The sequence below is a fragment of the Obesumbacterium proteus genome (genome assembly GCF_001586165.1).
GTDB classification, from domain to species: domain Bacteria; phylum Pseudomonadota; class Gammaproteobacteria; order Enterobacterales; family Enterobacteriaceae; genus Hafnia; species Hafnia protea.
Window position 1 is genome coordinate 4,848,501 of sequence record NZ_CP014608.1, and the last position, 21,589, is coordinate 4,870,089.

25 protein-coding genes and 1 pseudogene are annotated in these 21,589 nt (G+C 51.1%); 20 read left to right on the plus strand and 6 right to left on the minus strand.

Going from position 1 to position 21,589, the window contains the following annotated elements:
• Positions 1-12 precede the first annotated feature (12 nt).
• From phnC to phnP, 14 genes are all read left to right on the plus strand, one after another.
• A complete protein-coding gene (gene phnC / locus DSM2777_RS22670; protein WP_061555213.1) occupies positions 13-813 on the plus strand; it encodes a phosphonate ABC transporter ATP-binding protein in 801 nt (266 codons plus the stop codon).
• 35 nt (positions 814-848) lie between these two features.
• Positions 849-1,865: a phosphonate ABC transporter substrate-binding protein gene (gene phnD / locus DSM2777_RS22675; protein ID WP_061555214.1), complete on the plus strand. Its 1,017-nt coding sequence runs from the start codon at positions 849-851 to the stop codon at positions 1,863-1,865.
• Positions 1,866-1,940: 75 nt separating this feature from the next.
• Positions 1,941-2,735, plus strand: coding sequence for a phosphonate ABC transporter, permease protein PhnE (gene phnE, locus DSM2777_RS22680; protein ID WP_025798923.1), 795 nt, complete (start codon positions 1,941-1,943; stop codon positions 2,733-2,735).
• A 20-nt stretch (positions 2,736-2,755) separates the two neighbouring features.
• Positions 2,756-3,481, plus strand: a complete 726-nt coding sequence (gene phnF / locus DSM2777_RS22685) for a phosphonate metabolism transcriptional regulator PhnF (protein ID WP_061555215.1) — start codon at positions 2,756-2,758, stop codon at positions 3,479-3,481.
• Positions 3,482-3,955: a phosphonate C-P lyase system protein PhnG gene (gene phnG / locus DSM2777_RS22690; RefSeq protein ID WP_046459350.1), complete on the plus strand. Its 474-nt coding sequence runs from the start codon at positions 3,482-3,484 to the stop codon at positions 3,953-3,955. It abuts the gene before it with no gap.
• Positions 3,955-4,554 carry a phosphonate C-P lyase system protein PhnH gene (gene phnH, locus DSM2777_RS22695; RefSeq protein ID WP_061555467.1) on the plus strand — a complete coding sequence of 200 codons (600 nt, stop codon included), beginning with the start codon at positions 3,955-3,957 and terminating at the stop codon, positions 4,552-4,554. The genes phnG and phnH overlap by 1 nt, the downstream gene beginning before the upstream one ends.
• Entirely contained in the window at positions 4,538-5,623 is a 1,086-nt protein-coding gene (locus tag DSM2777_RS22700; RefSeq protein WP_061555216.1) for a carbon-phosphorus lyase complex subunit, read from the plus strand. Before phnH ends, DSM2777_RS22700 begins: the two co-directional genes overlap by 17 nt.
• Positions 5,616-6,479, plus strand: coding sequence for an alpha-D-ribose 1-methylphosphonate 5-phosphate C-P-lyase PhnJ (locus tag DSM2777_RS22705; protein ID WP_046459347.1), 864 nt, complete (start codon positions 5,616-5,618; stop codon positions 6,477-6,479). Before DSM2777_RS22700 ends, DSM2777_RS22705 begins: the two co-directional genes overlap by 8 nt.
• On the plus strand, positions 6,476-7,282 hold the full coding sequence (gene phnK / locus DSM2777_RS22710; protein ID WP_046359410.1) for a phosphonate C-P lyase system protein PhnK: 807 nt from the start codon (positions 6,476-6,478) through the stop codon (positions 7,280-7,282). Before DSM2777_RS22705 ends, phnK begins: the two co-directional genes overlap by 4 nt.
• A gap of 9 nt (positions 7,283-7,291) precedes the next feature.
• A complete protein-coding gene (gene phnL, locus DSM2777_RS22715) occupies positions 7,292-7,981 on the plus strand; it encodes a phosphonate C-P lyase system protein PhnL (protein ID WP_061555217.1) in 690 nt (229 codons plus the stop codon).
• Between the two features lie 12 nt (positions 7,982-7,993).
• Positions 7,994-9,130 (plus strand): alpha-D-ribose 1-methylphosphonate 5-triphosphate diphosphatase, encoded by a 1,137-nt coding sequence (phnM, locus tag DSM2777_RS22720; RefSeq protein WP_061555218.1) that lies wholly within the window; start codon positions 7,994-7,996, stop codon positions 9,128-9,130.
• Positions 9,130-9,687, plus strand: coding sequence for a ribose 1,5-bisphosphokinase (gene phnN / locus DSM2777_RS22725; protein ID WP_061555219.1), 558 nt, complete (start codon positions 9,130-9,132; stop codon positions 9,685-9,687). Before phnM ends, phnN begins: the two co-directional genes overlap by 1 nt.
• Before the next feature lie 32 nt (positions 9,688-9,719).
• Positions 9,720-10,178 carry an aminoalkylphosphonate N-acetyltransferase gene (gene phnO / locus DSM2777_RS22730; RefSeq protein ID WP_061555220.1) on the plus strand — a complete coding sequence of 153 codons (459 nt, stop codon included), beginning with the start codon at positions 9,720-9,722 and terminating at the stop codon, positions 10,176-10,178.
• 2 nt (positions 10,179-10,180) lie between these two features.
• Positions 10,181-10,957 (plus strand): phosphonate metabolism protein PhnP, encoded by a 777-nt coding sequence (phnP, locus tag DSM2777_RS22735; protein WP_061555221.1) that lies wholly within the window; start codon positions 10,181-10,183, stop codon positions 10,955-10,957.
• Here the strand turns inward: phnP and DSM2777_RS22740 are convergent.
• Both DSM2777_RS22740 and DSM2777_RS22745 read right to left on the minus strand, forming a co-directional pair.
• On the minus strand, positions 10,951-11,583 hold the full coding sequence (locus tag DSM2777_RS22740) for an NAD(P)H-binding protein (RefSeq protein WP_046459341.1): 633 nt from the start codon (positions 11,581-11,583) through the stop codon (positions 10,951-10,953). The genes phnP and DSM2777_RS22740 overlap by 7 nt on opposite strands.
• 116 nt (positions 11,584-11,699) lie before the next feature.
• Positions 11,700-12,140: a YhbP family protein gene (locus tag DSM2777_RS22745; protein ID WP_061555222.1), complete on the minus strand. Its 441-nt coding sequence runs from the start codon at positions 12,138-12,140 to the stop codon at positions 11,700-11,702.
• 68 nt (positions 12,141-12,208) lie between these two features.
• Between DSM2777_RS22745 and DSM2777_RS22750 the strand changes: the two genes are divergently transcribed.
• The 4 genes and pseudogenes from DSM2777_RS22750 (at position 12,209) to DSM2777_RS22765 (ending at position 15,302) form a co-directional block, all read left to right on the plus strand.
• The gene (locus tag DSM2777_RS22750; RefSeq protein WP_061555223.1) at positions 12,209-12,508 is read left to right on the plus strand and encodes a GIY-YIG nuclease family protein; all 300 of its coding nucleotides are present in this window, start codon (positions 12,209-12,211) and stop codon (positions 12,506-12,508) included.
• 343 nt (positions 12,509-12,851) lie between these two features.
• Positions 12,852-13,262 carry a GNAT family N-acetyltransferase gene (locus DSM2777_RS22755; RefSeq protein ID WP_043490742.1) on the plus strand — a complete coding sequence of 137 codons (411 nt, stop codon included), beginning with the start codon at positions 12,852-12,854 and terminating at the stop codon, positions 13,260-13,262.
• 25 nt (positions 13,263-13,287) lie between these two features.
• Positions 13,288-13,977, plus strand: coding sequence for a helix-turn-helix transcriptional regulator (locus DSM2777_RS22760; RefSeq protein ID WP_061555224.1), 690 nt, complete (start codon positions 13,288-13,290; stop codon positions 13,975-13,977).
• A gap of 21 nt (positions 13,978-13,998) precedes the next feature.
• Positions 13,999-15,302, plus strand: a pseudogene (locus DSM2777_RS22765) (cytosine permease).
• A 59-nt stretch (positions 15,303-15,361) separates the two neighbouring features.
• On the opposite strand, the gene DSM2777_RS22770 reads toward DSM2777_RS22765, so the two are convergent.
• Entirely contained in the window at positions 15,362-15,865 is a 504-nt protein-coding gene (locus tag DSM2777_RS22770; RefSeq protein WP_046359418.1) for a GNAT family N-acetyltransferase, read from the minus strand.
• On the minus strand, positions 15,859-16,380 hold the full coding sequence (gene ubiT, locus DSM2777_RS22775; protein ID WP_046459335.1) for a ubiquinone anaerobic biosynthesis accessory factor UbiT: 522 nt from the start codon (positions 16,378-16,380) through the stop codon (positions 15,859-15,861). The genes DSM2777_RS22770 and ubiT overlap by 7 nt, the downstream gene beginning before the upstream one ends.
• A gap of 301 nt (positions 16,381-16,681) precedes the next feature.
• Between ubiT and ubiU the strand changes: the two genes are divergently transcribed.
• Both ubiU and DSM2777_RS22785 read left to right on the plus strand, forming a co-directional pair.
• Positions 16,682-17,677, plus strand: a complete 996-nt coding sequence (ubiU, locus tag DSM2777_RS22780; protein ID WP_046459334.1) for a ubiquinone anaerobic biosynthesis protein UbiU — start codon at positions 16,682-16,684, stop codon at positions 17,675-17,677.
• Between the two features lie 12 nt (positions 17,678-17,689).
• A complete protein-coding gene (locus DSM2777_RS22785; RefSeq protein ID WP_025798879.1) occupies positions 17,690-18,568 on the plus strand; it encodes a U32 family peptidase in 879 nt (292 codons plus the stop codon).
• 75 nt (positions 18,569-18,643) lie between these two features.
• Here the strand turns inward: DSM2777_RS22785 and DSM2777_RS22790 are convergent, their stop codons facing one another.
• Together DSM2777_RS22790 and DSM2777_RS22795 are read right to left on the minus strand one after the other, a co-directional pair.
• The gene (locus tag DSM2777_RS22790) at positions 18,644-19,960 is read right to left on the minus strand and encodes an L-cysteine desulfidase family protein (protein WP_174521891.1); all 1,317 of its coding nucleotides are present in this window, start codon (positions 19,958-19,960) and stop codon (positions 18,644-18,646) included.
• 75 nt (positions 19,961-20,035) lie between these two features.
• Positions 20,036-21,361: an SLC5/6 family protein gene (locus DSM2777_RS22795; protein WP_046459332.1), complete on the minus strand. Its 1,326-nt coding sequence runs from the start codon at positions 21,359-21,361 to the stop codon at positions 20,036-20,038.
• Positions 21,362-21,589 lie beyond the last annotated feature (228 nt).

Consider the following 21,589-nt stretch of genomic DNA (forward strand, 5'->3'; position numbering starts at 1 on the left):
GAGGGTTACGCCATGTCGATTATCCGAGTTACCAACCTCAGTAAAACATTCGCCGGTCAGCAGGCGCTACACAGCGTTGGCATGGAGGTTCAACAAGGACAGATGGTGGCCTTGCTCGGCCCTTCTGGTTCAGGAAAATCCACGCTGCTTCGTCATCTAAGCGGACTTATCACCGGCGACCGCCATGATGACTCCCACATCGAATTATTAGGCCGTACCATTCAAAAGCAGGGACGTCTCGCGGCTGATATTCGCCGTAGCCGCAGCGATATTGGCTATATCTTTCAGCAATTCAATTTAGTGAATCGCCTGACGGTTCTCGAAAATGTGCTGATTGGCGCGCTAGGCGCAACGCCATTTTGGCGTACCTGTTGCGGTTGGTTCACTCAAGAACAAAAACAGCAGGCCATGCAGGCTCTCACTCGCGTGAGCATGGCCTCCTTCGCCCACCAGCGTGTGTCCACGCTTTCCGGTGGCCAGCAGCAACGCGTTGCCATTGCGCGTGCGCTGATGCAAAAAGCCAAAGTTATTCTCGCCGATGAACCCATTGCGTCACTGGATCCTGAATCCGCCCGCATCGTGATGGAAACCCTGCTCGATATTAATCAAAAAGACGGCATCACCGTGGTGGTCACTTTGCATCAGGTGGATTACGCCCTGCGCTATTGCCAGCGCGTCATAGCGCTGCGTCAGGGGCATGTTTTCTACGACGGTGAAAGCGCGCACTTAGCACGCGAGCAAATTGAACATCTCTATCGCGGCGTAAACCGCGTCAATGTTTCTACCCCTGAAACCGAAGCCGTTGCGGCTTAATTCGAACCTTCAACATGCTCATAGGGAGTCATCACATGACTTACAAAACGGTAGCCGCGCTGGCTTTCACCAGCATGTTCAGCGTCTGTACCCTGCTTGGCACAGCACACGCTGAAGAACAGGCTCCGGCGCTCAACTTCGGCATTATTTCGACGGAATCACAACAAAACCTAAAACCGCAGTGGGACCCGTTCCTGAAGGATATGGAGAAAAAGCTGGGTATGAAGGTCAATGCCTTCTTCGCTCCAGACTATGCGGGCATCATTCAAGGCATGCGCTTTAACAAAGTCGATATCGCGTGGTATGGCAACCTCTCGGCGATGGAAGCCGTGGATCGCGCCAACGGGCAAGTCTTTGCGCAAACCGTAGCCGCAGATGGTTCACCTGGCTACTGGAGCGTGCTGATCGTGAATAAAGACAGCCCGATCAACAACGTTCAAGAGATGCTGGCCAAGAAGAAAGATCTTACCTTCGGCAACGGCGATCCCAACTCTACCTCCGGTTATTTAGTCCCTGGCTATTACGTTTTCGCCAAGAACAATACCGCCGCCAGCGACTTTAAACGCACCGTGAACGCCAACCATGAAACCAACGCGCTCGCCGTGGCGAACAAGCAGGTAGATGTGGCGACCAACAATACCGAAAACCTCGATCGTCTAAAGATCACGGCTCCGGAGAAATTCAAAGATCTGAAAGTGATCTGGAAATCACCGTTGATCCCCGGCGACCCGATCGTATGGCGTAAAAACCTGCCAGAAGATGCCAAACAAAAGATCTACGGCTTCTTTATGAATTACGGCAAAACGCCGGAAGAACAACAGGTTCTCAAAGGCTTGAGCTGGGCACCGTTCCGCCCATCCAGCGATCTTCAACTGGTTCCCATCCGCCAGCTCTCCCTGTTTAAACAAACTCAGACGATCAAAGCCAACGACGGCTTAAGCCAAACCGACAAAGCCACAAAAACCGCTGCGCTACAGGCTCAAATGGACGATCTCGATCGTCTGAGCTCGGCGCTTAACGCCATGAACAGTTTGAAAACAGCCACTCAGTAATTTGGCCGTCGCCTCCTAGCTCTGCATGCAGAAAAGCTGAGCTAGGAGAAAAGTGACACCAAATTGGAGATACAGATGCAAACCACTCAATCCACCGCAGCCCTAGTGCCCGAGCAAAAGCGTAGCTGGTTTAGCCTTTTCACCGGCGCCATTCTACTTGCGGTTCTCGCTTGGTCTTGGCATGGCGCGGAAATGGCCCCGCTCACGCTGTTTCGTGATGCTGGCAATATGGCGACCTTTGCCGCTGATTTCTTCCCACCTGATTTTAGCCAATGGCAGCAATATCTTGGCGAAATGCTGGTAACCCTCCAGATCGCCGTTTGGGGAACCGCGCTTTCCATCGTGCTTTCCATTCCTCTGGGGCTAATGAGCGCTGAAAACCTTGTGCCTTGGTGGATCTACCAACCGACTCGCCGACTGATGGACGCCTGCCGCGCCATTAACGAAATGGTATTCGCCATGCTGTTTGTGGTGGCTGTCGGTCTTGGCCCATTTGCTGGCGTGCTGGCGCTATTTATTCATACCACCGGTGTTTTGGCGAAGCTGTTTTCTGAAGCAGTCGAGGCCATCGAGCCGGGCCCCATTGAGGGTGTTAAAGCCACCGGTGCCAACAAGCTGGAAGAGATCATTTACGGCGTCCTTCCCCAGGTTATGCCGCTGTGGATCTCTTATTCACTCTACCGTTTTGAATCCAACGTTCGCTCCGCCACCGTGGTGGGCATGGTGGGTGCCGGTGGTATCGGCGTCACCTTGTGGGAAGCCATCCGCGGATTTCAGTTCCAGCAAACCTGCGCATTGATGGTGTTCATCATCGTCACGGTCAGCCTGCTGGATTTCATGTCTCAGCGTCTACGCAAGCACTTCATCTGATTAAAGAGGCTTTGTTTGTTATGCACTTATCTAGACATCCGACCAGTTTTCCCACCCGCTATCAAGAGATTGCGGCGTTATTGGAACAAGACCTACGCCAGCATTACCAGTGCGGAGACTATCTTCCCGCAGAGCATCAGCTCGCTGAACGTTATGAGGTAAATCGCCACACTCTGCGCCGCGCCATTGATGAGTTAGTCGTTCGAGGCTGGGTGCAACGTCGTCAAGGCGTAGGCGTTTTAGTGCTGATGCGCCCGTTTGATTATCCGCTGCACTCACAGGCTCGCTTTAGCCAAAACCTATTGGAACAGGGTAGCCATCCCACCAGCGAGCGGTTGATCTCAGTTCTTCGGCCTACGGTTAGCCATATTGCCGATGCGCTAGGGATGGAAGAAGGGCAACAGGTTATTCATCTGCGCACCCTGCGCCGAGTCAACGGCGTGCCGGTCTGCGTTATCGACCATTTCCTACCGGATCTCAGCTGGTGGGGCACGTTGCAAAACTTCACCAGCGGTTCGCTGCACGGTTATATCCAACAGCATCTTGGCCGTGAACTCAGTCGCACTCAAACCCGCATTAGCGCACGCTGCGCACAGGCCAAAGAGAGCCGACTGTTAGAAATCGCCACTCATGCACCGCTGATGTGTGTTCGTACCTTAAATCACTGTGAAGGCCAGTCACAGCCTGCGGAGTATTCCGTTAGCCTGACGCGTGCCGACATGATCGAACTGACCATGGAGCACTAAATGGACGCCACACCGTCTCACTCTCATTTTTCAATCGCTGAGCGCCAACGCTGGATGGCAACGCTGGCGCACAGCCAGCCCGACGACCTTAATCCGCTGTGGGATGCCCTGCATCTCAATGCACTGGAGTGGAAAAATATTCGTCCCGCAGAAACCGGCCTCACCCAAATTCAGGCGCGTACCGGCGGAAGCGGTCAGCGCTTTTTCCTCGGCGACGCCACGCTCACTCGCGCAGTCATTCAGCTCAGCAGCGGCACCTATGGCTACAGTTATCAGCTTGGCCGCGACAAATCTCACGCCGAGCGCTGCGCGTTAATCGACGCCCTGCTGCAAGAACGCGAGCACAACATGACTTTGCTGGAAAACCTGATTAACCCACTCGCCGCACTGCAACAAGAACGACACCAGCAGCGCGCCCAAGAAATTGCAGCTAGCCGAGTGGACTTCTTCACTCTGGTTCGCGGAGATAACTAATGACGTTAATGACCGCTTTTACATTGCCCGTGCATGATGCACAAAACCATTTTCGCCGCCTGCTGAAAGCCATGAGCGAACCCGGCGTGATCGTGAATTTGAATAACACGCCGGAAGGCTGGCTGCCGCTCAACAGCGCCACCACCAGCGTGCTGTTAACCCTGAGTGATCAAGATACGCCAGTATGGCTCACGCCCGAGCTAAGCTCGGAAACCGCGCAGCAAAATCTGCGCTTTCATACCGGCGCTCCGCTGGCCGTCGAACCTTCACTGGCAGCCTTTGCGGTCGTGAATGAACAGGTTACCGCTGAACAACTGACTGATTTCGCACAAGGTGAAGATGTCTCACCGGAAACCAGCGCCACCGTGATTGTGCAGGTAAAAAGCCTCAGCGGTGGCCACATGTTGCGCCTGACCGGCCCCGGCATTTTAGAAGAGCGCATGATTGCGCCTCAGATTTCAGACGTCGTGCTCAACGCTTTAACCGAACGTTCGCACAGCTTCCCGCTGGGTTGCGATTTCATCTTTACCTGCGGCGAACGTCTGCTTGCCATACCACGCACTACGCTCGTGGAGGTGTTCGATGTACGTAGCCGTTAAGGGGGGCGAAAAAGCCATCGCCGCCGCCCACCGTTTGCAAGAACAGAAGCGCCGCGGATCGACCCAGCTCAATGAGCTCAGCGTTGATCAAATCGATCAGCAACTCACGTTAGCCGTCGATCGCGTGATGACCGAAGGCGGGATCTACGATAGACAGCTTGCCGCACTGGCGATCAAACAGGCCAGCGGCGATCTGGTCGAAGCCATCTTTTTACTGCGCGCCTATCGCACCACCCTACCGCGTCTGGCGGTCAGCGATGCCTTGAACACGCAGGATATGCGTTTAGAGCGCCGCATTTCGGCGGTGTATAAAGACCTGCCCGGTGGCCAAGTGCTCGGCCCCACCTATGACTACACCCATCGGCTGTTAGATTTCACGCTGTTAGCCAACGGCGAAACGCCAGAAATAAACCGCGATGAAGCGATGAACGAATCGCATAGCCCGCACGTCTTCAGCATGTTGGCACAGCAAGGGCTGGCACGTGCGGAACACGACAGCGGCGCCGAACCCGACGACATCACCCGCACACCGCCGGTTTATCCCTGCTCTCGTTCTTCACGTTTACAGCAGTTGGTGCGTGGCGATGAGGGCTATCTGCTGGCGCTGGGCTACTCCACTCAGCGCGGCTATGGGCGCAACCACCCGTTTGCAGGAGAAATTCGCAGCGGCTATGTCAGCCTAAGTATTACGCCTGAAGAGCTGGGCTTTTCCGTTGAAATTGGCGAGCTGTTGCTGACCGAATGCGAAATGGTCAACGGCTTTGTTGCCCAACCCGATGATGCCCCGCATTTCACGCGCGGCTACGGCTTGGTGTTTGGCATGAGCGAACGCAAAGCGATGGCGATGGCGCTGGTCGATCGCGCCCTTCAGGCTCCCGATTACCAAGAGCAGATCAACGGCCCCGCTCAAGACGAAGAGTTCGTGCTGGCGCATGCCGATAGCGTAGAAGCCGCCGGTTTTGTCTCCCACCTTAAATTACCGCACTACGTTGATTTTCAAGCCGAGCTGGAATTGCTCCATCGTTTACAACAGGAATTCAATGACCGTCAGGAGAATGCACATGACTAACGTGCTAACCGGTTACAGCTTAGCGGGCTATAACTACGGCTATCTCGATGAGCAGACCAAACGTATGATCCGCCGAGCGATCCTCAAAGCCGTGGCGATCCCCGGCTATCAGGTGCCCTTTGGCGGACGAGAAATGCCGATGCCCTATGGCTGGGGAACCGGCGGAATTCAGCTCACCGCCAGCGTGATTGGTGAAGCTGATACCTTAAAAGTGATCGATCAGGGCGCAGACGACACCACCAATGCGGTATCGATTCGCCGTTTCTTCCAGCGCGTTACCGGCGTTGACACCACCGAAGTGACCGCCGACGCTACGCTTATTCAAACTCGCCACCGCATACCTGAAACGCCGCTGCGCCAAGATCAAATCATCATCTATCAGGTTCCGATGCCTGAACCACTGCGTTTTATCGAACCGCGTGAAACCGAAACGCGAAAAATGCATGCGCTGGAGGAGTATGGCGTCATGCAGGTAAAACTGTATGAAGATATCGCGCGTTTTGGCCACATCGCAACTACCTATGATTATCCCGTAAAGGTCAATCATCGCTATGTGATGGCTCCTTCACCCATTCCAAAATTTGATAATCCCAAGATGAACATGATGCCCGCGCTCCAACTGTTTGGTGCCGGACGCGAAAAACGGATCTACGCCGTTCCCCCGTACACCAAAGTGGAAAGCCTCGACTTCGACGATCATCCGTTCAGCGTGCAGCAATGGGATCAGCCCTGCGCGATTTGCGGATCGCAGCACAGCTATTTGGATGAAGTGGTGCTCGACGATCAAGGCTCCAGAATGTTCGTCTGCTCCGACACTGATTTTTGCCGCCAGCACAGCGAGGCCAATGCGCAATGAACGCCACAGACTCGATCTTCTCAGCGCCAGCCGACGATCTGCCGCTGCTTTCCGTGAACAATCTGACCCACCTGTATGCGCCGGGCAAAGGCTTTAGCGATGTCTCTTTCGATCTCTATCCGGGCGAAGTGTTGGGGATCGTCGGAGAGTCGGGATCCGGTAAAACAACGCTGCTGAAATCCATCTCTGCACGTCTCACCCCGCAGCAGGGAGAGATTCGCTATTTGAGCGCCCAAGGCGTTCAGGATTTATACGCCATGAGCGAAAGCGACCGCCGTCGCCTGTTACGTACCGAATGGGGCGTGGTGCATCAGCATCCGCTCGACGGGCTTCGCCCGCACGTTTCGGCCGGTGGCAATATCGGCGAGCGCTTAATGGCCGTAGGGCAACGTCATTACGGCAATATTCGCGCCGAAGCCATGCGTTGGCTGGAAGACGTGGAGATCCCAGCCACGCGCATTGACGATCTACCCACCACGTTTTCAGGCGGCATGCAGCAGCGCCTGCAAATAGCGCGCAATTTGGTGACTCATCCGCGCGTCGTGTTTATGGATGAACCCACCGGCGGGCTCGATGTTTCAGTACAGGCGCGCCTGCTCGATCTGCTGCGCACGTTGGTGGTCGAGCTTCAGTTAGCCGTAGTGATCGTGACCCATGATCTCGGCGTGGCTCGCCTGTTGGCGCATCGTTTGCTGGTGATGAAGCAAGGCAAAGTGGTTGAGAGCGGGCTGACGGATCGCGTATTGGACGATCCTCATCATCCGTACACCCAGTTGTTGGTTTCTTCCGTTTTACAAAATTGAGCGAAAATCATGACCATAACAACACGCTTGCGCGTAGAGAATCTGAGTAAAACCTTTGTACTGCATCACCAAAACAGTATTCGTCTGCCGGTGCTTTCAGACGCGTCATTGGAAGTGAACGCCGGTGAATGCGTGGTGTTGCACGGTCATTCAGGCAGCGGGAAATCAACGCTGTTGCGATCGCTTTATGCTAACTATCTGCCCGATGAAGGCAGCATCTGGGTACAACATCAGGGTGAATGGCTGGATATGGTGCAAGCCCCAGCAAGGCAGATCCTCGCTGTGCGTCGCAAAACGATCGGCTGGGTCAGTCAGTTTCTACGCGTGATCCCACGCATTAGCGCATTAGACGTGGTGATGCAGCCGATGCTTGAACTGGGCTACGAACGTCAAGCCTGCGAACAAAAAGCGGCGGCGTTATTAACCCATCTCAACGTTCCCCAACGCCTCTGGCATTTGGCACCTTCCACCTTTTCCGGCGGCGAGCAGCAGCGCGTAAATATCGCCCGCGGATTCGTGGTTGATTATCCGATTTTGTTGCTCGATGAACCTACGGCGTCGCTCGATACCACCAATAGCGCCGCGGTGGTGAGTTTGATCGATCAAGCCAAAGCACGTGGTGCCGCTATCGTTGGGATCTTCCATGATGAAGCCGTGCGCGACCATGTTGCAGATCGTCTGCATGTGATGACTGAATAGCGGAGCAAAACCATGATCGTGAACAATGTAAAACTGGTGCTGGAAAATGAAGTGGTGGCAGGTTCGCTTGAGGTTCAAGACGGCGTGATCCGCGCCTTTGCCGACAGCGATAGCCGTTTGCCCGAAGCCGTCGATGGCAACGGCGGCTGGCTGCTGCCGGGCTTGATTGAGCTACATACCGATAATTTGGACAAGTTTTTCACTCCGCGTCCCAAAGTCAGCTGGCCTGCGCATTCTGCCATGAGCAGCCACGATGCGTTGATGATTGCCAGCGGGATCACCACGGTGCTTGATGCCGTAGCCTTGGGTGACGTGCGCGACGGTGGCGATCGCTTAGATAATCTGGAAAAAATGATCAACGCGGTGATTGACAGCCAGCAGCGCGGCGTCAATCGCGCAGAGCATCGCCTACACCTGCGCTGCGAACTCCCCCATCACAGCACCCTTCCCCTGTTCCAACAACTGGTGGAGAAACGCGGCGTGTCTCTGGTGTCATTGATGGATCACTCTCCTGGCCAGCGCCAATTCGTAAACCCGCAGAAATATCGCGAATACTTTCAGGGCAAATACCATCTCAGCGATGAGCAGATGGATGCCTATGAACGTGAACAGCTGGAGAATGCTGAGCGCTGGTCACAACCTAATCGCCATGCCATCGCTGAACTCTGCCGCACGCGCGGCATTGCACTCGCCAGCCATGATGATGCCACCGAAGCACATGCCGATGAATCGCATCAGTTAGGCAGCGTGATTGCCGAATTCCCCACCACGGTAGAGGCGGCACATGCATCACATCAGCGCGGTTTGCAGGTGATGATGGGCGCTCCCAATATTGTGCGAGGCGGCTCGCATTCCGGTAACGTTGCGGCTCATGAATTGGCTTCGCTCGGCGTCTTGGACATTCTGTCATCCGACTATTATCCCGCTAGCCTGTTGGATGCCGCGTTTTGCGTCGCCGCCAGCGAGCACAATACGTTTACGCTGCCTCAGGCGATGTCATTAGTGACGCGCAATCCGGCGAAAGCACTGGGATTATCCGATCGCGGCGTGCTTGCAGAAGGCAAAAGAGCGGATTTGGTATTAGCACAACGCCACGGCGAGCATATTCATGTGAATCACGTGTGGCGCGAAGGGATACGGGTGTTCTAATGGCAAAATTAATTTATCTGGTTGGCGCGTCGGGCTCAGGTAAAGACAGTTTGCTTCAGGCGTTACGCGAGCAGCAAACCACGCCGTTGCTCGTCGCCCATCGCTATATTACTCGGGCCTGCCATGCAGGCTCGGAAAATCACATCGAACTCAGTGAAAACGAGTTTATGCAGCGGTGCAGCCAAGGACTTTTTGCGCTGCACTGGCAGGCTAATCAGCATTATTATGGGTTGGGTATAGAAATAGATCAGTGGCTGACTCAGGGGATTAGCGTGGTGGTCAACGGTTCTCGCGCCCATCTGCCTATCGCCCGCGAGCGCTATGGCGATCGAATGCAGGCCGTGTGTTTGCAGGTTTCTCAAACGACCTTGCGCCAGCGATTGTTGGCGCGTGGGCGCGAAACGCCGCTGCAAATAGAGCAGCGTTTGCAGCGTGCACAGGATTATCAATTACCGGAAAACGCACGCTGTGACTATCTGAATAATAATGATGATTTGCAGCACACGCTGCGGGAGTTTTTGCGCCTCGTAGAACGCACTATTGCTGTTTCCGTTTAATTTTTTGTTTCGTCATCACGTAGAGGTTCTGTATGCCAGAGACGACTTCTCCCCATATCATTTTACGCCCCACCACCGCGCAGGATGAAGACACGGTGTATCACCTGATGTGTGAGCTTGAGCAATGTGAGTTTGACCGCCTCGCTTTCGCCAAAGGCTATGCGCTCAATTTAGCCAATCCGAATATGCACTATGCGTTAGCCACACAGAATAACGAGGTGCTGGGATTTATTAGCCTTCACCTGCAATATCATCTGCATCACGTAAACTGGATTGCCGAAATTCAGGAGCTGATCATTACGCCACAGGCGCGTGGAGCTGGCGTGGGTAAACGGTTGTTACGTTGGGCAGAAGATACAGCGCGTGAATTAGGGGCGGAGCAGACCGAGCTCTCCACCCGCGCAACGCGTTATGACGCGCATCGTTTTTATCAGCGTGAAGGCTATCTTCACACACATTTTCGCTTCGTTAAGCCGTTATCGGATCAGTAACGATGTCCAAGCTTACTCTCACATTTTTAGGCACCAGCGGAGCACAGCAGGTGCCCGCTTTTGGCTGTCAGTGTATGGTCTGTCTGCGCGCCCGAGAAGAGCCGCAATATCGGCGAAAACCCTGTAGCGCCATGCTGGAATATAACGGCAGCCGAACGCTGATTGATGCTGGTTTGCACGACCTCACCGAACGGTTTACGCCTGAGCAAATTAGCCAGTTTTTGCTAACGCATTACCATATGGACCACGTTCAGGGATTATTCCCGCTGCGCTGGGGCGTGGGTGGGTCCATTCCCGTTTATGGGCCACCGGATGAAATGGGCTGTGACGATCTGTTTAAGCATCCCGGCATACTTGATTTCAACCATACGCTCACGGCGTTTGAAACCATCCAACTGCAAGGATTGAGCATCACACCGCTTCCTCTCAACCATTCGAAACTCACTTTTGGTTATCTATTCACAACGCCCCATCATCGAATCGCCTATCTGACGGATACCGCAGGCTTGCCCGAAGCTACCGCAGAGTTTTTGTGCCAGCAACCGCCGGAAATCATGATTATCGACTGTAGCCATGAGCCACGTCCAAGCACGCCGAAAAACCACAGCGACCTCAATACGGTGATAGCGTTAAAACAGCGGATAGGCTGCGAGAAAATTTGGCTGACCCACATTAGCCATCAGTTTGATGCGTGGATGCTAGAGAATTCGCTGCCCGAAGGTATTGAAGCGGCCAGAGATGGATTAACGCTGACCGCAGATGAGAGTGGCTATTATTGAGAATATTTTTGAATCTGTTCTGACTCGATGATCTGCAAGCGATAAGGCGCTGGATTACGTGCAGATTTCAGCATCGCCATCGCTACGGCTGAAGCCTCAACGGCTTTCCATTTCTCGGGCAGCAGCTTAAATATGGGTTCTGAAATTTGCTCTAACAATCGTGGTTTTGGCCTGTCGCCTTGTAACATTGATGGACGCACTATCGTGAGATGTTGCCATGCTTGCAGCTCTAACGCTTTCTCCATTTCCCCTTTCGTGCGGCTATAGAGGAATGTTGACTGTGGATTCGCGCCAAGCGCACTCACTACTGAATAGTGCTGGCAGCCATTTTTTAGCGCCACCGACCCACACTCAACCACCAGCGTATAGTCTACATAGCGGAATGCGGCATCACTGCCGGCATCTTTGCGCGTGGTACCCAAGCAACAAAATGCGATATCAATAGGGGTCGTCCATGTTGCCATCGTCGCGCATAAATCATCTGCAACCGGATTGACCAGTTTTTCTGACGGCGGTAAAGGCCTACGCGTTGGGGCATAGATTTTGCTGATGCCTGAATCTTGTTCTAGAAGTTTGAGTAATTCACTTCCGACTAAACCCGTCGCGCCTAACAATAAAATTTTCATCCGTTTTCCTCCCTGTCTTGAGTATAACGCGAGAAAAGCGGGAGGTAAGGACTTCAAGCAATTAGTTTCAGTGATATATATCTAACTTTTCCGTCGTCATAATGATTATGTCGCCGTTATTCCTGCGCAGGGGTTCGCTCCCAGCGAATTTTTTTCGCAAAGCCCAATTTATTGTCCGTCATTTTTATCTGGTTGAGCGAAAGCTGCCAAATAGGCGCAGACATTAAACGGGCGGCGGGGAATTGCTGATAATAGCGGCTACGGGCTAGATGCTCATTTTCACCTTCTAATATTATGGCCTCACCCGAAAATTGCAGCCCACGGATCAGCGCAATAGTTTTGGTTTGATGTGCGATGGTTCCCGCGACCCGAGGATTTTTAAGCAACATTCCACCGTGACGGGTGCGCGTTTCCGTCATGAAATAGAGCGCCATACGCTCTTCATCAAAGACGTAAAAACAGTTGGCACACCACATTTCGCCTTCCCAACAGGTTCCGAGCGTTAACACATGCTGGGCGTGCAGGAAGCGGCATATATGCTCTTTATCAGTCGTCATGGGTTAGTCTCACAGGCCGTGATGGATGAGGGTATAATGTCATGAAACGGCTAACCAATTAAATCCTAATGACCACTGCACCTCATGAAACCCGCTGGTATCTCTATCTCATACGCACCGCATCAGGCGCGCTTTATACCGGTATTACCACCGACGTAGAACGCCGCTATCAGCAGCATCAGAATGGTACAGGCGCGAAGGCGTTACGCGGTAAGGGGCCATTGCAGTTGGCATTTTCATGCTTCGTGGGTGAGAGAGGGCAAGCTTTGCGCTTGGAATATCGAATCAAACAGCTTAATAAAGCTCAGAAAGAAAAATTAGTGGCGGAAAGCCCACAATTGCTCGAGAAATGGTTTGGGATCGCGTAATTAAACAAGAAAATTTATTAATATCGAAAAAAATATGCGGCTCCCCTTTGGCAATTTATTGTTGCTCTATCGGTGGAGCCGTAAAGAATGGCTGGTTTTTCTTAGTAGCGCCCTGGTGAGGCGAAATCAGCATCTTCAGACAGAGCGCAACAAACAGCTAAGGTTTACGAGGCACATAGCTATTTGTTTAACTCTGTCACATTCAATATAAACACTGAGCATCAATCCGTGAACGGGTGAAAACCACCCTTGTAACACTTTAATAAAAGTGATACTAAAATTGGTTTAGCTCAATTCTTTTAATTACAATCCTAATTATTTACACGCAAAGGTATCTTTCACCATGAACATCAATATTACGGATGCGCCAAACCCGCAGGATGAAGAGTATGTCATTGACAGTCTCTGGGCGCACAATAGCAAAACCGAAGCCGTCGATATTCATCCGCTATTTTTAACCGTCACCGACGATGCAGGGAAAATCGTTGCGGGTTTGGTGGCAAGAACTTGGTGGGGCGGACTTGAAGTTCAATATCTTTGGGTCAGCGACGAATACCGTAAAAGTGGGTATGGCCGTCAACTGATGGAAAATGCTGAAAAAGAGGCGCTAAAGCGCGGTTGCCACATGGCTTATGTCGATACTTTCGATTTTCAGGCCAGAGGTTTTTATGAAAAATTAGGCTATCGTGTATATGGTGATTTAGGCGGATATGCTCACAGATTTACGCGGCACTATCTGGCAAAAGAACTCTAATGCATTATTGAGCGGAGAGGTTGCCATGGATTTGCCCGACAAAAATAATGACATTTATTTCAAGGGCCTGATTGCCATGATGGAACACTTGAGTGAGCCGTGGGGCATCAAAGATCTGCATTCTCGCCATATCTATATGAATCAGGCAGCTTATCTCTATACCAATACCCCCCTTGATTTTGACATCGAAGGCAAAAGAGACGATGAGTTTCCCGCCCATTGGGCAGAACTCTCTTCTGAGTTTATAGAGCACGATAAAAGAACTGAAGAATCTCAAGATCGCGTCACAGTAATAGAAACACATTACTGGTACGGGAAAGAATTCCTCATGCCTTATATCAGCGAAAAATTGCCTATTTTTAATGATAAAAAAGAATTAATCGGCGTAATGTGGAATGCCAAGCCGCTTAATAGTTTATCTCCGCTCAAATATATAAACCAACAAAAGCCCAGCGTTCTTACCACTGAAATTAATAATACAACGTTCACTCGTTCTGAATTAGACGTTATCTTTTTAATGTTGCAACGACGCTCGGTTAAAGAAATTGCAAAGATATATAACATCAGCACCAAAACAATAGAAAACAGAATATATACCATTTACCAAAAATCTGATGTCCATACGCAGCAACAGTTTGAGGAATTTTGCAAGGTTGCGCACTTGGATAATTATATTCCCGATCGGCTAGTGGCAAAAGGGATTCAGTTTATCTAAACAACAAGGGTATACCTTATCGTGATCAAAATTGAAGATTATCCATTGAGCAGAGTGCCACAGGATAAAAGGGTTTCATTTTTAAGCGTCGCTATCGTTCATATGGGTATGTTGACCGCGCTAGATCAGTTCATGCTTGGCGCGGTATTGGGTAATTCCATGTCGCTAACGGATGCATTTACGGCCATCTTGATCGGCAGCGTTATATTTGGCGTTGTCACCTACGGCTTGGGTTTGGCGGGGATGCGCGAAGGGATATCCGGCAGCCTGTTAGCGCGCTGGTGTGGTTTTGGTCGTTTGGGGTCGGTGCTGATCGGCGTGGTGGTCGCCGTTAGTTTGCTCGGCTGGTTTGGGATTCAAAATGCCATTTTTGCCAAATCTTTGGACTTTGCTCTCGGCCACAAGCTAGGCTTTGGCTGGGCCGCTGCCCTATCCGGCAGCTTCCTCACCATATTAGTCGCATTTGGTTTCAAGGCCTTGCGCATTGCAGCCAGAATCGCCGTACCGATGTTTATTCTGCTGGTCGCCTACATTTCGATTAATGTTCTATCAGGCCATAACTTGCCTGAAATCATGCAACTGGCACCGCATGGTGAACCACTATCTATCAGCGCCGGTATTACTATCGTCGTGGGTGGCGCGATTGTCGCCAGTCTAATGACTCCCGATTTAACGCGTTACTCAAAAAACAAAAAGCATGTTTTGGGCGTCACTATCGCCACCATCGTTGCCGGGGAATTTATCATCAATGGGTTGGCGATTCTGATTGCCAAAACCTTAGGCACCGCGGACGTAGTCACCATCATGGCTCAAGCGGCGGGGGGGCCGGTCTGCTGGTTGTCGTGTTCTCAACGTTAAGAGTTAACGATCTCAACCTCTACTCGTCTTCACTCGGCATCGTGAATGCGGTCGAAGGACTTACCGGCAAGAAGCTGAAATACATCTCTACCACGCTGGTCATTGGTGTATTGGGCACCACGCTTTCTGTGCTGGGTATTCTGGATCGCTTTGTTGATTTTCTTACCGTGTTAGGCGTCGTTTTCCCGCCAATTATCGGCATTATGCTGGTGGACTATTTTATCCTGCGTTCGCATCGCCATATTTTGGATAAGACTCGTGCAGAAGGGAAACTGCCGGATGACAGCCAAACGCCGGTTATTGGTTGGGCTGCTATTATCGCCAGTATTGTTGGCAGTATTGTGGGGCTGGTTACCGAATGGGGTATTCCAACGATCAATTCGTTGCTTGCCGCCAGCTTGATATATTGGCTGTTTAAAGTCGCGGTCAATCGCAATCAAAAACCCGTAGAGACAGGAACCGCCTAATTTTGCCTCATCAACGCTGGATACTCCCTGAAAATAGGGAGTATCCAGAGATATCAAATTCAGCCACGTCCAAACGGGGCAGAATACTCAACCACCCCTTTGCAGTTTTCCATTTCACCATCGGCTAATGGGTAAACCTGAAACGACGCTTCTGTTCCCGGGAGTTTGCTATGCAAGCCATGTTCTGCCGCATTCTGAAAACCAAAACGGCTGAAATAGGCCGGTTCACCGAGCACGACAACGGCGGAATAGCCAAATTCATTCAGAGAGTCTAATCCCTCATAAATGATTTTTTCTGCCAGCCCCTGACGGCGATGAGCCTCATCCACTACCACCGGTGCCAGACCTACGCATTGGCGGTCTTCACCATCAACATAAACCGGGCTGAAAGCCGCGTATCCAACCACGCCGCCCTCTTCATCGGTGGCAACAACACCTAGCGTTAACAGGCCATCCTCACGCAGACGATGTACAAGCTCCGCTTCTTCACTGGTTGGGAACGCGTTGCGCAGCAGCTGATCGATACCAGCAGCATCAACGGGAATTTCAACGCGAATTAGCATGGTGAAACCTCTTGGGTAGCGGGCGGTGATGCTTCTTTCATGCCTGCATCAACAAATTCGGCCAACTGTAACAGACCAAAACGCAGCGGCTTAGGCATAGCGTCTAAATCTATCGCATCCATCAAGTTTTTGACATATAAGCCAAGCTCAGTATCACCTTCAATACGTAAGCGGCGTTGGAAAAACAGCGTATCAGGATCTTCTTTACGTGCCGCAATCAGAATCAAATCGTTGGCATCTGCGCTGAAGCTTACGTCGGCCTCTTGATGCTGGCTGACCTGTAATTTGCCGTCGTTAACGGTGACAAACCACTTTAAGCCCAGATCGCGTACTTCAACCTTCAGCCAACGATCTTCCAGAAACTCAAGCTCATCATCCTCAAGCGCCTGACGAAATTGCCAGCCCAGCAGTTGTTCCAGCACCTGTCGTTGTAAAGCAAACGGCGTGAATTTTAACGGGACGCTTAAAAACGCCGGGCCTTGACGCACTAAACGTGCTCGTAATTTTTCCAACACTGGAGTGACTCCTTTTGATACGGGTGCAGGTATTTTGCCACATTAACAGCGCAAGACAGCGCGCTATATCAACAAAACGAACCCTTATTAGTCTGGCACGCATAGAGCGCGAAAATAATTTGGGTAAAGAATAACCGCCATGTTGCTGCTGTCAACACGCGAGAAACTGCCTCAAATCAAAACGGCTGATGAATGGGTTATCTAGAATGATCGCCATTAAAATTATCACTCAGGGTTCAACCGATCACCTGTTGTCATTAATTGCCACTCATCGCTAACGTGGCTTGTTCAGGAATGATATATGGAGTTGCTTTGCCCCGCCGGAAACTTACCTGCTCTGAAGGCAGCGATCGATAACGGCGCCGACGCCGTTTATATCGGTTTAAAAGATGATACCAATGCACGGCATTTCGCTGGCTTGAACTTCACCGAGAAAAAACTTCAGGAAGCCGTTAGCTATGTGCACCGCCACAACCGCAAATTGCACATTGCGATTAACACTTTTGCCCACCCTGACGGCTATGCCCGTTGGGAACGTGCCGTAGATATGGCTGCGCAGCTGGGAGCCGATGCGCTCATTTTGGCCGATCTCGCCATGCTCGAATATGCCGCCGAGCGCTATCCTCACGTGGAACGTCACGTGTCCGTTCAGGCCTCAGCAACCAATGACGAAGCTATCCGTTTCTATAAACAACACTTTGACGTATCTCGTGTAGTGCTGCCGCGCGTGCTGTCGATTCATCAGGTGAAACAGCTGGCACGCACCAGCGAAGTTCCGTTGGAAGTCTTTGCATTCGGTAGCCTGTGCATTATGGCTGAAGGACGCTGTTACCTGTCGTCTTACCTCACCGGTGAGTCACCAAATACCGTTGGAGCCTGCTCTCCGGCTCGCTACGTGCGCTGGCAGCAAACCCCTCAAGGCATGGAATCACGCCTGAATGACGTGCTTATCGATCGCTATGAAGATGGCGAGAACGCCGGTTATCCCACGCTGTGTAAGGGTCGTTATCTGGTGGACGGCGAGAAATATCATGCGCTTGAAGAGCCTACTAGCCTGAATACCCTTGAGCTTCTGCCTGATTTACTGGGAGCGAATATTGCCTCGGTGAAAATTGAAGGCCGTCAGCGTAGCCCTGCCTATGTAAGCCAAGTGGCGAAAGTATGGCGTCAGGCTATTGATCGCTGCCAGAAAGATCCCGAAGGCTATAAAGCCGAACAAAGCTGGATGGATAGCCTTGGCGCAATGGCCGAAGGAACTCAAACCACGCTGGGTGCCTATCACCGGAAATGGCAGTAAGGAGCTGAAAGCATGAAATATTCTCTAGGAGCCGTGCTCTATTACTGGCCAAAAGCCGAAATTGAACGTTTTTACCAGGCCGCGACGCAAAGCGAAGCCGATATTATCTATCTCGGTGAAACCGTGTGTTCGAAGCGCCGTGAAATGAAAGTGGCTGATTGGCTAGACGTTGCCAAACAGGTGGCGCAGTCGGGTAAACAGGTTGTCATCTCTACGCTTGCGTTATTACAGGCGCCTTCCGAGCTTAATGAGCTGAAGCGCTATGTTGAAAACGGTGATTTCCTGATTGAAGCCAACGATCTGGGCACAGTAAACATGGCCGCCGAACGCAAATTACCGTTTGTGGCGGGACATGCGTTGAACTGTTACAACGCCGTCACGCTACGTTTATTGCACAAACAGGGCATGATGCGTTGGTGTATGCCGGTTGAGCTTTCTCACGACTGGCTGAAAAACGTGATGGCGCAGTGCGAAGATCTGGGCATTCGCAATAAGTTTGAAGTAGAAGTGCTGAGCTATGGCCACCTACCTCTAGCCTATTCTGCCCGCTGCTTTACCGCGCGTTCGGAAGATTTGCCTAAAGATCAGTGTGAAACTTGCTGCATCAAATACCCTCAAGGTCGCCGCGTGCTATCGCAAGAAAATCAGCAGGTTTTCGTACTCAACGGCATTCAGACCCAGAGTGGATATTGCTATAACCTCGGCAATAACCAGCTAGAAATGCAGGGACTGGTCGACATCGTGCGTTTATCGCCAGAAAGTATGGATACGCTCAGCGTGCTGAGCCAATTCCGCGCAAATGAACGAGGCACTCAGCCATTAACGTTGGAAAATCGCGCCGACTGTAACGGCTATTGGCAGCGCGTTGCTGGGCTTGAACTGGTTCAGTAACCCTCTGTTGATCAGCAAAAATGGGAGCCAAGGCTCCCATTTTTTATACTGACTATTCTCACTTCTCACTCGTTATTACGATGCTTTTTTAGCCATAATCTCAATAATCTGCGTATCCGTTTGCTGCATCGAGTGGCAGGCTAACGCACAAAGATTCGCGATCGAACGATCAACATCGTCGGTCACAATACCTTCGTTGCCCGTTACACAGCTGTTGTCCAGTGCCATCAGCACGGCTTTATAGGCAGCAGACACGCTGGTTGATACTTTCATCGCACAGCTATTCGATGCGCCATCACAAATCATGCCGCTCACGTCACCAATCATGCTGCTAATTGCCATGGCTACCGTTTCATAGCGCCCTTCAATCAACCATGCGATCCCCGCCGCAGCCCCCATTGACGCCGTGGTTGCGGCACAAAGTGCTGAAAGCGTTGGCAGCTGACTATGGATATAGATTGCCGTGAGATGTGACAGCATTAACGCACGGGTTAACTGCTCTTCGCTGGCACCGAGGTACTCAGCCACCACCACCACCGGCATGGTGGCCGCAATGCCCTGATTGCCCGATCCTGAATTACTCATGGCCGGCATTACTGCGCCGCCCATACGCGCATCAGAAGCCGAAGAAGTACGGATCATGATATCGGTGAGTAAATCACGCGCTAATAACCCGCGTTCGCGCTGGCGCTGTAGCGTCGCTCCGATATGCAAGCCATATTGGTTACTTAGACCCTCTAGCGACAGCGCCTTATTCAACGTGGCGGCTTCTAGAATAAAATGGATGCGCTCCAACGGCACGTTAACCGCAAAATCGAATACCTGTTTTAGCGACGCTTTTTTCAGGCAATAACCTTCTTGGCAAAGCGCTTCGTCGCTGTTCTCTGCGCTATGGCAAGCATCAAACAGCACCTCACCGTTTTTGACGATCTTAATCACATTGGTATGGCCATCGGCAATCGTGACACAGACTGACTCCGTTGGGCCAAACACCGTGACCTGAGAGAATAAAATGTGCTCACACGGCTGTTGGATACCCACGGAGACAGCGCCACTCGCCAGAAGCGACTTCCCTGCCGCTATCGACTCCGGCGTTGCATGTTTGAGCACTTCCAACCCTGCGCTGGCATCACCACCGATTGCCCCGACAGCCGCGGCAATCGGCAACCCAACCATCCCCGTACCTGGCACGGTAACGCCCATACCATTTTTCATTAGGTTAGGCGAAACGCGTGCTTCGATACGTTCAACGGATTCAGGAAGATATGAAGCGGCAACGGCGGCAGCCAATGCCAAAGAGACTGGCTCTGTGCAACCTACCGCGGGCTTAACTTCTTGCTGCACCGCACGGATAAACTCATTCCACAATTCATCACGTGATTCGGTACACAACAGATTTTCGCTTTCATACTTGCTCATAATTCAGACCTTAATAACAAGACTACAAAAATATTCAGTTTTAATTTATTAGGAGAAGGCTAGGAATGGAGAAACACATAGCAGCAGCCCGGTAATGATAATAATGGTCAGCGAAGTGCCTTTATATTTATGTAAAGCAGGCACTTTGTAGACCAAATAAGCAGGAATTAAGCACCCCACCATCCCAAATATCGGGCTACAGATGGAGGTAAAGCTTAATACCGGTGCGTTAAGAATGATGGCACTCCAAGCCAATAGAATGGCGAACAGCATAATTCCGTTCTGAACCCATTTTTCATTGATCTTTTCGGCAGGCATACGACGACGCAGAATGTTCATCACAATACCCTGAGTTGCTTCACGGAAACCTAAATAGACGCCAAAGAAAGCGGTCATTACGGCAAAGATATTCAGAATAACGCTGACTACCGTTGCCCAACTTCCAGGGAAGAACTGCGCGGCAATGGCGAGAGCCGATATATTTTGCTCGTAGGCCTTAACCGCTTCGTCGTGGCCCATCGCCAAGGTGAAAGACACCGCATAAAAGAATACCGTAACGAATAGAACACCGAAGGCAATGTTCATTGCACGCAGTGCTTTAAAGCGGGCAACTTCGCGTGATTTTTCTTTAGAACGATAAGAAATCACCATCGGGCTAAGGGTTTGAATAAACAGAATAGACGTCAGAGTAAACGGCAGCGTGATAATCGCATTTTTAATCAGCAGCCCCATCGGCGGTAACGAACCCACATTGTACAGATGCCACATACCCACCATGGAGACACCTAACGCGGCTACCACTAAAAGCTTTGTAAGCACCATAAAGCTGGAGAGCTTAAATAATAACTTTTCACCACGAGATGAAATGGCAACCAAAATGCAAATCAGTACCAGACCATAGAATGGATTTTCAGACAGAAGTCCGTCCGTCACGCCAAAAGTATGTAGATAGGAAGCGCTATCATTAGTAATCGCCGTTGAATAAACGAACATCCAAATAACCAACATGACGAAATATAATGCGCCTAACAAAATACCCCAGTTTTTACCCAAGTATCCGCTGATTACGCTCGGATAATCTTTACACTCTGGCGATTCAGCTAAGGTATTAATGAATAAACGCTGGAATAAATACATCGCAGGGTAGCCAATAATGGAAGAGAGTAAGAAAACCCATAACCCCATTAGTCCAACCTGAACCGGTAAAAAAACAATACCGGCGCCAATTGCCATGCCGATACTCATAATGATCCAACCGGCATCCGTGCTATCAAACTTAATGGCTTCTCGCCATTCGCTTTCAGACATGCCCCCACGGCTATTGGCAGAAAGATCGTTCACAACGACACTGCTATTCTCTGATGCTGTTTCCATAATAATTCTCGCTCGCCCTATCCCAGCCATACCTCAAACTGCATTATTGCTAAGTGTGAGAGTTCACTACCGTCTCAATGCAGCTTTTAATATGTTGGGTAATTTTATGTGTAGGTTTTATTTTCTTTTTAATGTACAGACGTAATATGCAGGCTTTTTATTATGCAGAAATGATACGCCGGTAAAGGGAGAATATTTTTTCAACTACGTCCCCCATAATGGCGGCTC

What these genes read in the sequence shown, in the direction of transcription:
- DSM2777_RS22700 (WP_061555216.1), top strand. Translation starts at nt 4,538, where the DNA reads ATGTACGTAGCCGTTAAGGGGGGCGAAAAAGCCATCGCCGCCGCCCAC.
- phnG (WP_046459350.1), top strand. Translation starts at nt 3,482, where the DNA reads ATGGACGCCACACCGTCTCACTCTCATTTTTCAATCGCTGAGCGCCAA.
- phnD (WP_061555214.1), top strand. Translation starts at nt 849, where the DNA reads ATGACTTACAAAACGGTAGCCGCGCTGGCTTTCACCAGCATGTTCAGC.
- phnN (WP_061555219.1), top strand. Translation starts at nt 9,130, where the DNA reads ATGGCAAAATTAATTTATCTGGTTGGCGCGTCGGGCTCAGGTAAAGAC.
- phnF (WP_061555215.1), top strand. Translation starts at nt 2,756, where the DNA reads ATGCACTTATCTAGACATCCGACCAGTTTTCCCACCCGCTATCAAGAG.
- DSM2777_RS22705 (WP_046459347.1), top strand. Translation starts at nt 5,616, where the DNA reads ATGACTAACGTGCTAACCGGTTACAGCTTAGCGGGCTATAACTACGGC.
- phnC (WP_061555213.1), top strand. Translation starts at nt 13, where the DNA reads ATGTCGATTATCCGAGTTACCAACCTCAGTAAAACATTCGCCGGTCAG.
- phnO (WP_061555220.1), top strand. Translation starts at nt 9,720, where the DNA reads ATGCCAGAGACGACTTCTCCCCATATCATTTTACGCCCCACCACCGCG.
- DSM2777_RS22795 (WP_046459332.1), bottom strand. Translation starts at nt 21,361, where the DNA reads ATGGAAACAGCATCAGAGAATAGCAGTGTCGTTGTGAACGATCTTTCT.
- phnP (WP_061555221.1), top strand. Translation starts at nt 10,181, where the DNA reads ATGTCCAAGCTTACTCTCACATTTTTAGGCACCAGCGGAGCACAGCAG.
- ubiU (WP_046459334.1), top strand. Translation starts at nt 16,682, where the DNA reads ATGGAGTTGCTTTGCCCCGCCGGAAACTTACCTGCTCTGAAGGCAGCG.
- DSM2777_RS22740 (WP_046459341.1), bottom strand. Translation starts at nt 11,583, where the DNA reads ATGAAAATTTTATTGTTAGGCGCGACGGGTTTAGTCGGAAGTGAATTA.
- phnH (WP_061555467.1), top strand. Translation starts at nt 3,955, where the DNA reads ATGACGTTAATGACCGCTTTTACATTGCCCGTGCATGATGCACAAAAC.
- DSM2777_RS22750 (WP_061555223.1), top strand. Translation starts at nt 12,209, where the DNA reads ATGACCACTGCACCTCATGAAACCCGCTGGTATCTCTATCTCATACGC.
- DSM2777_RS22755 (WP_043490742.1), top strand. Translation starts at nt 12,852, where the DNA reads ATGAACATCAATATTACGGATGCGCCAAACCCGCAGGATGAAGAGTAT.
- DSM2777_RS22785 (WP_025798879.1), top strand. Translation starts at nt 17,690, where the DNA reads ATGAAATATTCTCTAGGAGCCGTGCTCTATTACTGGCCAAAAGCCGAA.
- DSM2777_RS22760 (WP_061555224.1), top strand. Translation starts at nt 13,288, where the DNA reads ATGGATTTGCCCGACAAAAATAATGACATTTATTTCAAGGGCCTGATT.
- phnL (WP_061555217.1), top strand. Translation starts at nt 7,292, where the DNA reads ATGACCATAACAACACGCTTGCGCGTAGAGAATCTGAGTAAAACCTTT.
- phnM (WP_061555218.1), top strand. Translation starts at nt 7,994, where the DNA reads ATGATCGTGAACAATGTAAAACTGGTGCTGGAAAATGAAGTGGTGGCA.
- phnK (WP_046359410.1), top strand. Translation starts at nt 6,476, where the DNA reads ATGAACGCCACAGACTCGATCTTCTCAGCGCCAGCCGACGATCTGCCG.
- phnE (WP_025798923.1), top strand. Translation starts at nt 1,941, where the DNA reads ATGCAAACCACTCAATCCACCGCAGCCCTAGTGCCCGAGCAAAAGCGT.
- DSM2777_RS22770 (WP_046359418.1), bottom strand. Translation starts at nt 15,865, where the DNA reads ATGCTAATTCGCGTTGAAATTCCCGTTGATGCTGCTGGTATCGATCAG.
- DSM2777_RS22745 (WP_061555222.1), bottom strand. Translation starts at nt 12,140, where the DNA reads ATGACGACTGATAAAGAGCATATATGCCGCTTCCTGCACGCCCAGCAT.